Origin of the sequence: Streptomyces sp. NPDC088246, from assembly GCF_044741025.1 — a bacterium.
In the GTDB taxonomy this organism is placed as follows: Bacteria; Actinomycetota; Actinomycetes; order Streptomycetales; family Streptomycetaceae; genus Streptomyces.
In genome coordinates, this window is record NZ_JBIURV010000023.1 from 111,760 (window position 1) to 123,919 (window position 12,160).

The 12,160-nt window shown below is 70.0% G+C and carries 11 protein-coding genes; 5 read left to right on the plus strand and 6 right to left on the minus strand.

Features of this window, described 5'->3' with window-relative positions:
• Window positions 1-3: 3 nt before the first annotated feature.
• Window positions 4-924, minus strand: a complete 921-nt coding sequence (gene pdxS, locus ACIPEK_RS28785; protein WP_093898403.1) for a pyridoxal 5'-phosphate synthase lyase subunit PdxS — start codon at window positions 922-924, stop codon at window positions 4-6.
• Between the two features lie 168 nt (window positions 925-1,092).
• Window positions 1,093-1,590: a hypothetical protein gene (locus ACIPEK_RS28790; RefSeq protein ID WP_383073837.1), complete on the minus strand. Its 498-nt coding sequence runs from the start codon at window positions 1,588-1,590 to the stop codon at window positions 1,093-1,095.
• 631 nt (window positions 1,591-2,221) lie between these two features.
• Between ACIPEK_RS28790 and ACIPEK_RS28795 the strand changes: the two genes are divergently transcribed.
• Both ACIPEK_RS28795 and ACIPEK_RS28800 read left to right on the plus strand, forming a co-directional pair.
• Window positions 2,222-2,506 carry a DUF6223 family protein gene (locus ACIPEK_RS28795; RefSeq protein ID WP_402001732.1) on the plus strand — a complete coding sequence of 95 codons (285 nt, stop codon included), beginning with the start codon at window positions 2,222-2,224 and terminating at the stop codon, window positions 2,504-2,506.
• Window positions 2,507-2,882: 376 nt separating this feature from the next.
• Window positions 2,883-3,443: a cysteine hydrolase family protein gene (locus ACIPEK_RS28800; RefSeq protein WP_402001735.1), complete on the plus strand. Its 561-nt coding sequence runs from the start codon at window positions 2,883-2,885 to the stop codon at window positions 3,441-3,443.
• A 210-nt stretch (window positions 3,444-3,653) separates the two neighbouring features.
• Here ACIPEK_RS28800 and ACIPEK_RS28805 read toward each other — a convergent pair whose 3' ends face one another.
• The 3 genes from ACIPEK_RS28805 to pgsA are packed head-to-tail and all read right to left on the minus strand — an operon-like array spanning window position 3,654 to window position 6,465.
• On the minus strand, window positions 3,654-4,862 hold the full coding sequence (locus tag ACIPEK_RS28805; protein WP_383073830.1) for a glycosyltransferase family 4 protein: 1,209 nt from the start codon (window positions 4,860-4,862) through the stop codon (window positions 3,654-3,656).
• Window positions 4,859-5,794: a phosphatidylinositol mannoside acyltransferase gene (locus ACIPEK_RS28810; protein ID WP_383073828.1), complete on the minus strand. Its 936-nt coding sequence runs from the start codon at window positions 5,792-5,794 to the stop codon at window positions 4,859-4,861. Before ACIPEK_RS28810 ends, ACIPEK_RS28805 begins: the two co-directional genes overlap by 4 nt.
• Window positions 5,791-6,465, minus strand: a complete 675-nt coding sequence (gene pgsA / locus ACIPEK_RS28815) for a phosphatidylinositol phosphate synthase (RefSeq protein ID WP_383073826.1) — start codon at window positions 6,463-6,465, stop codon at window positions 5,791-5,793. The genes ACIPEK_RS28810 and pgsA overlap by 4 nt, the downstream gene beginning before the upstream one ends.
• Window positions 6,466-6,732: 267 nt before the next feature.
• Here pgsA and ACIPEK_RS28820 point away from each other — a divergent pair, with 267 nt between their 5' ends.
• Window positions 6,733-8,958 (plus strand): elongation factor G-like protein EF-G2, encoded by a 2,226-nt coding sequence (locus ACIPEK_RS28820; protein WP_402001738.1) that lies wholly within the window; start codon window positions 6,733-6,735, stop codon window positions 8,956-8,958.
• Between the two features lie 147 nt (window positions 8,959-9,105).
• Window positions 9,106-10,776 (plus strand): hypothetical protein, encoded by a 1,671-nt coding sequence (locus tag ACIPEK_RS28825; protein ID WP_402001741.1) that lies wholly within the window; start codon window positions 9,106-9,108, stop codon window positions 10,774-10,776.
• Between the two features lie 65 nt (window positions 10,777-10,841).
• Here ACIPEK_RS28825 and ACIPEK_RS28830 read toward each other — a convergent pair whose 3' ends face one another.
• Window positions 10,842-11,402 carry an HIT family protein gene (locus ACIPEK_RS28830; protein ID WP_402001744.1) on the minus strand — a complete coding sequence of 187 codons (561 nt, stop codon included), beginning with the start codon at window positions 11,400-11,402 and terminating at the stop codon, window positions 10,842-10,844.
• A gap of 66 nt (window positions 11,403-11,468) precedes the next feature.
• Here ACIPEK_RS28830 and ACIPEK_RS28835 point away from each other — a divergent pair, with 66 nt between their 5' ends.
• Window positions 11,469-12,146 (plus strand): potassium channel family protein, encoded by a 678-nt coding sequence (locus tag ACIPEK_RS28835; protein WP_383073820.1) that lies wholly within the window; start codon window positions 11,469-11,471, stop codon window positions 12,144-12,146.
• Window positions 12,147-12,160: the final 14 nt, after the last annotated feature.

Here is a 12,160-nt window from a genome sequence, read left to right on the forward strand (position 1 = left end):
TGATTACCAGCCACGGTTGGCGTAGCGCTCGGCCTCGGGCAGGGTGTCGCAGTTGATGCCGACCATGGCCTCGCCCAGGTTCCGGGAGGCGTCCGCGATGATCTTCGGGTCGTCGTAGAAGGTGGTGGCCTTCACGATGGCGGCGGCGCGCTTGGCCGGGTCGCCGGACTTGAAGATGCCGGAGCCCACGAAGACGCCCTCGGCGCCGAGCTGGCGCATCAGCGCGGCGTCGGCGGGGGTGGCGACGCCGCCCGCGGAGAACAGCACGACGGGCAGCTTGCCGAGCTCGGCGACCTCCTTGACCAGCTCGTACGGGGCGCGGAGCTCCTTCGCGGCTGCGTACAGCTCGTTGTTGTCGTAGCCGCGCAGCCGGGCGATCTCGTTCTTGATCTGGCGCAGGTGACGGACCGCCTCGACGACGTTTCCGGTGCCGGCCTCGCCCTTTGAACGGATCATGGCCGCGCCCTCGGCAATGCGGCGCAGGGCCTCACCGAGGTTGGTGGCGCCACAGACGAACGGGGTGGTGAAGGCGAACTTGTCGCTGTGGTTGACCTCGTCGGCCGGGGTGAGGACCTCGGACTCGTCGATGTAGTCGACACCGAGGGACTGCAGGACCTGGGCCTCGACGAAGTGTCCGATGCGGGACTTCGCCATCACCGGAATGGAGACGGCCTCGATGATCTCTTCGATCATGTTCGGGTCCGACATCCGGGCCACGCCGCCATCCTTGCGGATGTCGGCCGGTACCCGCTCCAGGGCCATGACGGCCACGGCGCCCGCATCCTCGGCGATCTTCGCCTGCTCGGCATTGACGACGTCCATGATCACGCCGCCCTTGAGCTGCTCGGCCATGCCGCGCTTGACGCGAGCGGTGCCGGTGGCCGGGGAGTCGGCGGACTGCGGGGTGGTGGGAAGCGTGGACACGGATCGACCTCACTCGGAGAAAAAGTTACTGAAAGCCCTGGTTGGTGCAGTGCTGAGCAAACTCTCCGGGACCAGTCCACAGCAAGGGCCAATGGAAGGCCGGTGGATCGTTTTGCACGCGTATGAAACGGGCTGTGATCCCGGTCACGCATGAGCCCGGCCGCCGGGTCAGCTGACGGGGCGGTCCGCCAGGGCGACAGGCGGTTCGTCGTCCATCTCGAAGGCGAGCGGGAACGGGGCGTGCCCTGCCAGCCGGAACCACCGCACCGTACGGTGCCGGCGCAGCGCACGCGCCGCGCGCACCGCATCGTTGTGGAACCGCCGGGCCATCGGGACACGACGCACGGCCGCCGCGAGTTCGAACGCCGCCTCCTCGCCGCCGGGGATCTCCTTCACGGACTCCACCTGCGCCTTCTCACCGAACACCGCTCGCAGCGCGGTGCTCAGCTCGCTCTCCGCAACCTCACGGTTCTCCTCCTCCGCCTGGCGGGCGGCGTGCGCGGCCTCGTACAGCACGATGGACGCGGCCGGGTCGAGGACACCCGATGTCGCCAGTTCCTGGGTGACCGAGGCGCGGCGCAGGAGCTGCGCGTCAAGGGCGGCGCGGGCGGCGTCGATGCGCGTGTGCAGCCGGTCCAGCCGCCCGGCGGTCCAGCTGAGGTACATACCGATCGCGACGATCGCGACGGCGATCCAGATGAGGGTTTCGATCACGGGCGGCAAGGCTACCGTCGGGGCGCAGGCGGTGCGGCCGTCCGGTCCTGGGCGCGGAAGCAGGGGCAGGGCGGGTGCGGGCGGGCTCGATCGCCGCCGGGGTGCTGCCCCGGACCCCGGCCCTCAATCGCCGGACGGGCTTGAACTGCTGCGCACATCAAGAACGGCGCTCCGACGGGCCCGGACCAGGAGCCCGCCGAGGCCTCGATGCTCGCCCTGCACCTGCTCCCATCGTGGCACGGGCCGCGCGATCCGCACACCCTGGCCAGAAGCGGCCTCGGGCGAGTCCCGCTCGCGGACGAGTGATCGGCTACCACGTACGTGCGCGGCGCCTGCGGCGTCCGCGGCAGCGCGAAGTGTCTGCGTCCGCCGGACGACCGGAGGCGGGTCGGGCGGACAAGCTCGGGTGATCCAGTTCCCGTGAGGAGAAGGAGCACCTCGTGTCAGTCCGCACTGTGCTTGCCGTGGCCGGAGCCACCCTGATCAGCGTCTCGCGCTCGCCGAACCGGCGGCCGCGGATCCCTCTGTCCAGCCGGTCGCCGCAAGCGTCTGCACCCTGAGCGCCGGCCGCGCCGGATCCTCCTTGGCCGCATTGGTCGGCCTCCTCGGCACGGTCAACGGCGGCCTGGTCCTGGCCCGCCCCACCGGTCAGGGTCACATCGGCACCTGGGCCCGGCGGAACGGGGCCGTCACGGCTCTCGTGGCGGGTCTGATCGCCGTGGTCGTCGGCGGGTCGGTCGCGGCCACCGCCGACGGCGGTCTCGGTACCGGCAACGGGCTGGGCGGCGCCTACGTCGCCATGCTGGTGGGCCTGATCGCCGTCACCCTGGGTTGGCTGGCCCGCTCCCGCTCCCGCCGAACCGGCTGACCGGACCGTGAATCCTCTGGAAGGTCCGGCTGTATGCGGCGGGCGGTAACTGGTGGTGGCCGCACGGTCGTTGGCGCGGCGGTCCGGCCCGCTCGACCGGGACACCCCAGCCGAGCGCCTGCATGAAATGCCCACCGCCTGATCAACACGACAGCTACGACCCCTGGAATCCGCCGTCCTGGACCGCCTCTCGCACGGCCCCGGCCCCCGGGTGCAGTCCAATCTCGCCTACTTCTGCGAGGACGCCATGGCAGGCCGCCTGGCGAAACTCGTCCCCGGCGGGCACACTGCCACGGTGCCGGCGGCCACGCACCACCCGAAACATGGCAAGCCCGGTCCGCTTCAGCGCCGAACCGACGTCATTCCTGGAGACCGTATGAGCAGCGCCCTTCTCGTCATGGACGTCCAGCGAGCCGTCGTGGACATTGTCGACGACGGCTCCGGGTACCTGCCGCGCCTGCGCAGGGCGATCGACGGTGCCCGGGCGGCAGACATTCCTGTCATCTACGTGGTCATCGCATTGCGCCCGGGCTTTCCGGAAGTCGGCCCGCGCAACAGGGCACTCACCGCCGTCGCGCGAGCCGGGCTCCATGTCGAGGGCGACCCCGGCACCGAAATCCACCCCGATGTCGCGCCCCGGCCGGGCGAGGTGGTGGTCACCAAGAGACGGGCGAGCGCGTTCTCGGGCAGCGACCTCGACGTGGTGCTCAGGGCGCACGGAATCGACAGCCTCGTCCTCACCGGCATCGCCACCAGCGCCGTGGTGCTGCACACCCTGTGCCAGGCCAACGACCTGGACTTCGACCTCACCGTCCTCGCCGACGCCTGCCTGGACACCGACGCCGAGGTTCACCGGTTCCTCACCGAGAAGCTGTTCCCGCAGTGGGCGGACGTCGTCACCGTCGACGACTGGCTCAATGCCACCACACCCCGTTAGCGGCAGACCAGGGAGAGACCGGTGTGGTGGAGCACGTCGGCGCATCGCTGCTGGTTCAGGCATGACCTTGCCATGACGCTCCGCCACGGCACGTGAGAATGTACGCAGCGATGCCGCCTTCGACGAGCCGGGCGGGGCAGCGGCGCCGGCCGAACGGGCGATCGTCGCGGCGTGCGGACCGGCTTGCTGGTGCCCCGGTGTCTCCGCCCTCTAGTCCCGTGCCAGTCCGAGGCGTGCGCGCAGGCCCGTGCGTTCGTCGGCCGCCACCGACGCCGCGCCGTCCGTCACCGTCTCGTACACCGCGAGGATGTCCGCCCCGACCGTCGACCAGTCGAAGCGCCGCACGTGCGCGGTTCCCCGTTCGCGCAGCTCCGTACGCCGCTCCGGGTCGCCGAGCAGCCGGATCGCAGCCGACGCCAGCGCGTCCGCGTCCTCGTTGGCGAAGAGTTCGCCCGCCGCGCCCAGGTCCAGGACCTGCGCGAACGCGTCCAGATCGCTGGCCAGGACGGGCGCACCGGCCGACATCGCCTCGACCAGGATGATCCCGAAGCTCTCGCCGCCCGTATTGGGCGCGACGTACACATCGACGCTGCGCAGCAGCCGCGCCTTGTCCTCGTCGCTCACCATGCCGAGGAATTCGACGCGCTCGCGCATCTCCTCGGGCAGCGAGGCGACGGCCTCCTCCTCGTCGCCGCGGCCCGCCACCAGCAGCCTGGTGTCCGGACGCGCGGCAAGGATCGAGGGCAGCGCCCTCATCAGGACGGGCAGGCCCTTGCGTGGCTCGTCGATACGCCCGATGAAGCCGATCGTGCCGCCCTCCCGTCTCCCACCACCGCCCTCAACCGAGCTTCGCGCCCCCTCCGATTGCCACTCGGCCTTGGGCTCGGCCCCGGCGAAGAAGCCGACATCGACCCCGTTGGGGATGACGACCGCGTCGCCGCCCAGGTGCTCGACCAGGGTCCGGCGTGCGTACTCGCTCACCGCGATGCGCGCGCTGATCTTCTCCAGCGCGGGCTGCAGGATCGGGTAGGCGGCGATCATGGCCCGGGAGCGCGGGTTGGAGGTGTGGAACGTGGCGACGATCGGCCCCTGCGCCGCCCAGCAGGCGAGCAGCCCCAGCGACGGCGAGGTCGGCTCATGGATGTGGATCACGTCGAAGGTGCCGTCGTGCAGCCAGCGGCGCACCCGGGCGGCCGAGAGGAAGCCGAAGTTCAGCCGGGCCACGGAGCCGTTGTACGGGACGGGCACGGCCCGGCCCGCCGAGACCACGTACGGCGGCAGCGGTGTCTCGTCGTCGGCGGGTGCCAGCACCGACACCTGATGTCCCAGCCGGATCAGGTGTTCGGCCAGGTCCCGGATGTGGAACTGCACACCACCCGGTACGTCCCAGGAGTACGGGCAGACGATGCCGATCTTCACGGCCGGTCCTCCCGGTTCTCCAGGTCGGCCAGCCAGAGCCGTTGCAGCATGTGCCAGTCCTCCGGATGCTCGGCGATTCCGACGGCGAAGGCATCGGCCAGCGCCTGTGTCACCGAGGACGTCTTCTCCGTACGGCTGCCTGACTCGGGCACCTCGACCGGCGGATGGATACGCGCCTTCATCACGGGCGTGTCGTCGTACGAGAGCGTCACCGGCAGCAGCAGCGCCCCGGTCTGCTGGGCCAGCAGCGCCGGCCCGGCGGGCATGCGTGCGGTGTCGCCGAAGAATTTCACCTCGACGCCGGACGCCGACAGATCACGGTCGGCGACCAGACAGACCAGGCCTCCCGCGCGCAGCCGCCGCGCCAAGGTACCGAAGGCGGCGCCACCGCTGTGCGGCAGCACCTCCATGCCGAGTCCCTCGCGGTAGGCCACGAACCGGTCGTACAGCGTCTCGGGCTTGAGCCGCTCGGCGACCGTGGTGAAGGGCACCTTGAGATCGGTGGTGACCCAGGCTCCGGCCAGGTCCCAGTTCCCCAGGTGCGGCAGGGCGAGAATGACACCGCGGCCGGTGTCCAGCCCGTCGGTCAGCCGGTGCGCATCCGTCACGTCTATGGACGCCTTGATCCGCGCCGGACTCCAGGTGGGCAGCCGGAACGACTCCATCCAGTAGCGCATGTACGAGCGCATCCCGGCCTTGGAGAGCGCGGCGAGCCGGGCCGGGGACGCCCCGGGCACGACCCGCGCCAGATTCGACTCCAGCCGCAGCACGCTCTTGCCCCGCCGCTTCCACACCTGGTCGGCGATGGTGCGGAAGAGGGCCCGGGCGACTGGTTCGGGGAGCTTCTTGACGGCGGTCCAGCCGAGCCCGTACAGCCCGTCGGTCAGCCGGTCCCGCAGGCCGGACTGCGCGTCACCCGGTGCGCCGCTCACTGTGCGGCCCCGCTCCCCCGGTCCGCGGCGGCGGCCTCGGCCGCGTCGGCCTCCGCCGACTCGCGGCGCACCGTCACGACCCGCTGCACGAGCGTCACCAGGCTGCCCACGGCGACGATCCACAGCGCGATCGGCAGCAGGATCTGGATCCCGGGGACACCGAACTCGTGAAGACCCGCGAGTCCGGCCGCGACCAGCGAGATGACCAGCCGCTCGGCGCGCTCCACGAGACCGTTGACCGCGACGGGCAGCCCGATCGACTCACCGCGCGCCTTCGTGTACGAGACCACCTGGCCGCTCGCCAGGCAGAAGATCGCGACCGCGCACATCACGTTGTCGTCGCCGTTGCCCGCGTACCAGAGCGCGAACCCTCCGAAGATCGCCCCGTCGGCGACCCGGTCCAGGGTCGAGTCCAGGAACGCCCCCCAGCGGCTGGAGATACCGGCCTGCCGGGCCATATTGCCGTCGACGAGGTCGGAGAAGACGAAGATCGTGATGACGATCGTGCCCCAGAAGAACTCCCCCATCGGGAAGAAGACCAGCGCACCTGCCATCACTCCGGCCGTACCGATCAGAGTGACCGCGTCAGGGCTCACGCCGAGACGGAGCAACAGTGCGGCGAACGGTGTGAGGACACGCGTAAAAAATGCACGCGCGTACTTGTTCAGCATGGCCTTCCCGAGGGTCGGTGGGCCGAGCGGCCCCTACGGCCACCGGCTGGCCCATCGTAGTCACGCCCGCCGGACTCCACCGTCCGGGCACCCGGCATCGCGCCGCGGTGCACGACGTATGGACGCAGCCTGACCTGAGTGGAAAGCTCGAATTACCGCGGGCGTCGCCGTAGCCGCCGCGGCGGCTCCCCGTGCCCGTGCACCCTTCTCCCCACACCGCGCCGGCTTTTCTTCCCGCTCCGCGCCACTATCTGGGAGGCACGCATCATGGGCGACAAGGCACACGCACATACCGGGGCCGCCGGCAGGGCAGCGACGGCCGACCAGCCCTCATCCGTACGCAATGTAGTACTGGTCGGCCACAGCGGCTCCGGCAAGACCACCCTCGTCGAGGCCCTCGCACTGACCGCGGGGGCGGTCAACCGGGCCGGGCGGGTCGAGGACGGCGCCACGGTCTCCGACTACGACGAGATCGAACACCGCCAGCAACGCTCCGTACAGCTCTCGCTCGTACCCGTCGAATGGGGCAGGTACAAGATCAACCTGCTGGACACTCCCGGATACGCCGATTTCGTCGGGGAACTCAGGGCCGGTCTGCGGGCAGCGGACGCGGCCCTGTTCATTGTGTCCGCGGCCCAGGAGGCCGACGCCGTGGCGGGCGCCACCCGCGCCGTGTGGGAGGAGTGCGCCGCCGTCGGCATGCCGCGCGCCATAGTCGTCACGCACCTCGACACGGCGCGCACCTCGTTCGACGAGATGACCCGGATCTGCGGCAAGATCTTCGGCGGCGACGACCCCGACGCCGTACTCCCGCTCTACCTGCCCGTGCACGGACCCGAGGGCCCGGACGGGCACGCTCCGCTCACCGGACTCACCGGACTCCTCACCCAGCGGATCTTCGACTACTCCTCGGGCGAGCGGCAGGAGAACCCGCCCGCCGACGCCCAGCAGACCACGCTTCAGGAGGCCCGGAACCGGCTCATCGAGGGGATCATCGCCGAGAGCGAGGACGAGACCCTGATGGACCGCTACCTCGGCGGCGGCGAGATCGACATCAAGACACTCATCGACGACCTGGAGCGCGCTGTGGCCCGGGGCGCCTTCCACCCCGTCCTCACTGCGGCCCCCGCCGCCGAAGGCGACCGCCAGGGCATCGGCACCGTCGAGCTCCTGGACCTGATCACCGGCGGCTTCCCCACCCCGCTGGAGCGCCCCCTCCCCGAAGTCACCCCCCTCCATGGGGCCCCGCGACCGGTCCTGACCTGCGACCCGCAGGGCCCACTCGTCGCCGAGGTCGTCAAGACGGCCTCCGACCCGTACGTCGGCCGGGTCTCGCTCGTACGCGTCTTCTCCGGCACCCTCCGCCCCGACGAAACCGTCCACGTCTTCGGCCACGGCCTCAACGACCCCTGCCACGAGACACGCCCCTTCCACGAGGCGGAGGTACGTGTCGGCGCCCTCTCCTCCCCCTTCGGCAAACAACAGCGCCCCCTCACCGCATGCATCGCCGGAGATCTGGCCTGCGTCGCCAAACTGGGCAGCGCCGAGACCGGGGACACCCTCTCCGCCCAGGACCAGCCGCTGCTGATGGACCCCTGGACCACACCGGACCCGCTGCTGCCGCTCGCCATCGAGGCGCACAGCAAGGCGGACGAGGACAAGCTCTCCCAGGGGCTCTCCCGGCTCGTCGCCGAGGACCCGACCATGCGCCTCGAACAGAACCAGGACACCCACCAGGTGGTCCTGTGGTGCCTCGGTGAGGCCCATCAGGACGTGGCGCTGGACCGCCTGCGCAGCCGCTACGGCGTCCAGGTCGACGCAGTACCCCACAAGGTGTCGCTGCGCGAGACCTTTGCCGGCCCGTCGACCGGGCGCGGCAGGCATGTGAAACAGTCCGGCGGCCACGGCCAGTACGCCATCTGCGAGATCGACGTGGAGCCGCTGCCGCCGGGGTCGGGCATCGAATTCGTCGACAATGTGGTCGGCGGAGCGGTACCGCGCCAGTTCATCCCGTCGGTCGAGAAGGGCGTGCGCGCCCAGGCCGCCCGGGGAGTCGCGGCCGGACATCCGCTCGTCGACGTACGCATCACCCTGCGGGACGGTAAGTCCCACTCGGTGGACTCCTCCGACGCCGCGTTCCAGACCGCGGGCGCACTGGCCCTGCGCGAAGCTGCCGCGGACACCCGTATCCAGCTCCTCGAACCCGTCGCCGAGATCCAGGTCCTGGTCCCCGACGACTATGTCGGCCCGGTGATGAGCGATCTGTCCGGGCGGCGCGGCAGGGTGATCGGTACCGAGCAGTCCGGCCACGGACGCACCCTCGTACGGGCCGAGGTCCCGGAGCTGGAGATCGGCCGCTATGCGATCGACCTGCGCTCCCTCTCCCATGGCGCCGGTCGCTTCGACCGGGCGTACGCCCGGCACGAAGCCATGCCCCCACAGCTCGCGGAACGCATCCGCGAGCAGCAGGAGAACAACCCGAATGACGCGTAATCGACTGTGCCGCCCGCCCTTGTCCACAGAGGCGGGCGGCGTATTGATCCGGACGATACGCTGTGGTCCCAGCTCAGAAGGTGTGCCGGGCACGGCAGTTGGGAAACAGCCGCAGGAGCAGTTCCTTGGCGGCGAGTGGGGGCGACAGTGGCCAACGACGGATTCGATTTCTCTCCCGGAGCGCAGATCCCGCTCCAGGGCGCGGGCTCACAGGCGGTGGCGACGAACGCCCTCGCCTCCGCCGCGTACCGCGACAGCCCGGTGGAGACGATCCTTGAAGCCAACAGCGAGTGGCACAAATCCGAAGTGAAGGTGGGCCGTTCCAAGCTCTTCAAGTCCGACTACTTCAAGCCCAACCTCGGCGAGGCGTTCTCCCGCGCCGTCCAGGAACGCGTGCTGGGCGGCGCCCGGAAGGCCCTCATCCAGTCCTTCGGAACCGACCCGCAGACCGTCGTCGAGCACTGCCTGTCCGCGACCCGTCTGCGCAGGGCGCGCGACGCCAAACTGACCGCCGTCACCGCCCTGTTCGGCTTTCTCTTCCTGCCCGGAATGCTCCTGTGGGTCATCGCCTTCCGACTGCGCGACTCGCTCGGCAACACCAAGGACAAGGCCCTCGCCGCCCTGGGCAACGCCCTGCTCCCGGTCATCGGCTTCGTGGCCCTGATCTTCCTGATCAAGCTGCCGCTCACCGGATTCCCCGCACTCTACGTACGGGCGATGATCGTCGCTCCCGTCATCGGCTGGCTCATCGCCAAACGGATCGCCGAGTCCTCCGCCAAGGACATGCGCGCCCGCTGGGAAGGACTGCTCTCCGGCGGCGGCGTCATCGCCAAGATCCCCGAGGCCGTACCCAAGAACCCGAACGAGACCTCCCGCGAGGCGCTCCGACAGGGCCTGGAGAAACTCTCCGCCGAGCAGCAGTCCAACTCGGTCTTCTACGCGGGCCCCAAGGGAATCCTCGGCATGGGAACCCGCTGGGGCAGCTGGCAGCTCGCCGAACAACTCGTCTCCAAGGAACCCGGCAAGGAATTCCACCAGTTCCGCAGTTGGGACCTGATACGGGTCATCCACGACCAGCTCAAGGTGCTGGAGCGCGGCCCGTTGAACACCGGAGGATTCCCCACCCCGTCGGTCACCCACTGGATCGTGTCACCTGTCGGCGAGAACGCCGACTCGGTCTCCAGGCCCGACGGTGAGGACGTCGCCACCTTCCAGGTCAAGCCGCACGAAATACAGCGGATCTGCAACCACCAGCAGTTCGGCGGCGGCGACCGGCACTATCTGGGCGTCCAGTTCACGCTCTGGGACGGCCAGTTGGTCATCACGATGATGATCACGGTCACGGTGCTCTACGAAACCTTGCGCATCGAAGTCACCGGACACGCGCTCGGCCCGGTCCACTCGCTCTTCACCAGCAAGCCGGCGGCCAAGACCAAGACGGTCAACAAGACCGTCCGCTTCTGGGAGACCCGCGACATCACCCTCGCACTGGTCGAGCCCCGCGAAGTCGTCCGCCTCGCCCTGCGCGCCCCCTTCACCTGGTACCCGCCGCTCCTCGACTACCTGGGCGGCAAGATCGCCCTGCCCGAGCCGTTCGGCCTGCGCCACGCCTGGGCCGAGAAGCCATGGCGCCACCGCTTCATGGCCGACGACGCGATGCGCGCCGCCACCCCCGTCCTGCGCGCCGTGCACAGCGCCGCCCTGCGCGTCCTGGAGGAGAACGGCGTCGACACCGAACGCTTCGACAACCGCTCGATGATACTGAGCGGACTGGTACAGGACCCGACCCCGCGCAAGGCCGACCTGTACGACGCATAGACATGCGCAGGGCGCCCCGGCACAAAGCAGAAGCCGGGGCGCCCGCGCAGAGGCAACAGCTCGGATCAGGCCGCCGGCCAGGCCTCGGCAAGCATCTGGCGTGTATCGGCGAGCAACTGCGGCAGCACCTTCGTATGCCCGACCACCGGCATGAAGTTGGTGTCACCACCCCAGCGCGGCACCAGATGCTGATGCAGATGGGCCGCGATACCCGCCCCCGCCACCGAGCCCTGGTTCATACCGATATTGAACCCATGGGCCCCCGACGCCGCCCGCAGAGCCGCCATCGCCCGCTTGGTGAAATCGGCCAGCTCCATGGTCTCCGGACCGTCCAGCTCCGTGTAGTCGGCGACATGCCGGTACGGCACCACCATCAGATGCCCGCCGTTGTACGGATACAGATTCAGCACGGCGTACACCTTCTCGCCGCGCGCGACGACGAGTCCGTCCTCGTCCGATTTCGCCGGGATCGCGCAGAACGGACAGCCGTCGCCGGCCTCCGGACCGGTCGGCTTGTTCTCGCCCTGGATATACGCCATCCGGTGGGGCGTCCACAGGCGCTGGAACGCGTCGGGCGTCCCCACTCCGATCTGCTGCTCCGGCTCACTCGTCATGCCGATCAGCATATTGCTTCGCTCCCGGGCAGCGTGTCGCCGGGGCCGCACCCGTCGACGCACGGCGATGCTGAGGCGATGAGCGACCAGCCCGCGGACTCCACCCCTCTTCGTTTCAGGCGCTGGGAGCAGCGCACAGAAGTGCCGCTCTTCGGCGCCTCGCTGCTCTTCCTGCTCGGCTACGCGGTCCGCGTCCTCGCCCCCCACGACGCCGAGCCCTGGCGCCGCCTCGCCCTCGCGCTGGTCGGCGCCACCTGGCTGGTCTTCGCCGCGGACTACGTCGTACGGCTCCGTCTCAGCGGCCTCGGCCACCACTTCATCCGTGCGCACTGGCTGGACACGGTCGTCCTGCTGCTTCCCCTGCTGCGGCCGCTGCGCCTGATCCGGGTCTACAGCGCGGTCCAGCAGCGCAGGGACCAGCCGCGGCTGAGCCTGTACGCCCGCGTCATCGCGTATGCCGGTGCGACCGCTCTGCTGCTCGGCTTCTCCGCCGCGCTCGCCGTCTACCACCAGGAACACACGGCGAAGGGGGCTTCGATCCGTACCTTCGGCGACGCGGTGTGGTGGGCGTGCGAGACGCTCACGACGGTGGGGTACGGGGATACGGTGCCGGTCACGGCAGGCGGCCGAGTCGTGGCGTCGGGCCTGATGGCCTGCGGGCTGGCGCTGCTGGGGGCGGTGACGGGTTCGTTCTCGTCGTGGCTGTTGCAGGTGTTCACACGGGAGGACGAGAAGAGGCCCCCGGGGGGCAGGTAGCTCTCCGGGGGCCT

Excerpts from the sequence above, each read along its gene's own strand:
- ACIPEK_RS28790 (WP_383073837.1), bottom strand. The coding sequence starts at position 1,590 with ATGTACCTCAGCTGGACCGCCGGGCGGCTGGACCGGCTGCACACGCGC.
- ACIPEK_RS28800 (WP_402001735.1), top strand. The coding sequence starts at position 2,883 with ATGAGCAGCGCCCTTCTCGTCATGGACGTCCAGCGAGCCGTCGTGGAC.
- pgsA (WP_383073826.1), bottom strand. The coding sequence starts at position 6,465 with ATGCTGAACAAGTACGCGCGTGCATTTTTTACGCGTGTCCTCACACCG.
- ACIPEK_RS28820 (WP_402001738.1), top strand. The coding sequence starts at position 6,733 with ATGGGCGACAAGGCACACGCACATACCGGGGCCGCCGGCAGGGCAGCG.
- ACIPEK_RS28830 (WP_402001744.1), bottom strand. The coding sequence starts at position 11,402 with ATGCTGATCGGCATGACGAGTGAGCCGGAGCAGCAGATCGGAGTGGGG.
- ACIPEK_RS28835 (WP_383073820.1), top strand. The coding sequence starts at position 11,469 with ATGAGCGACCAGCCCGCGGACTCCACCCCTCTTCGTTTCAGGCGCTGG.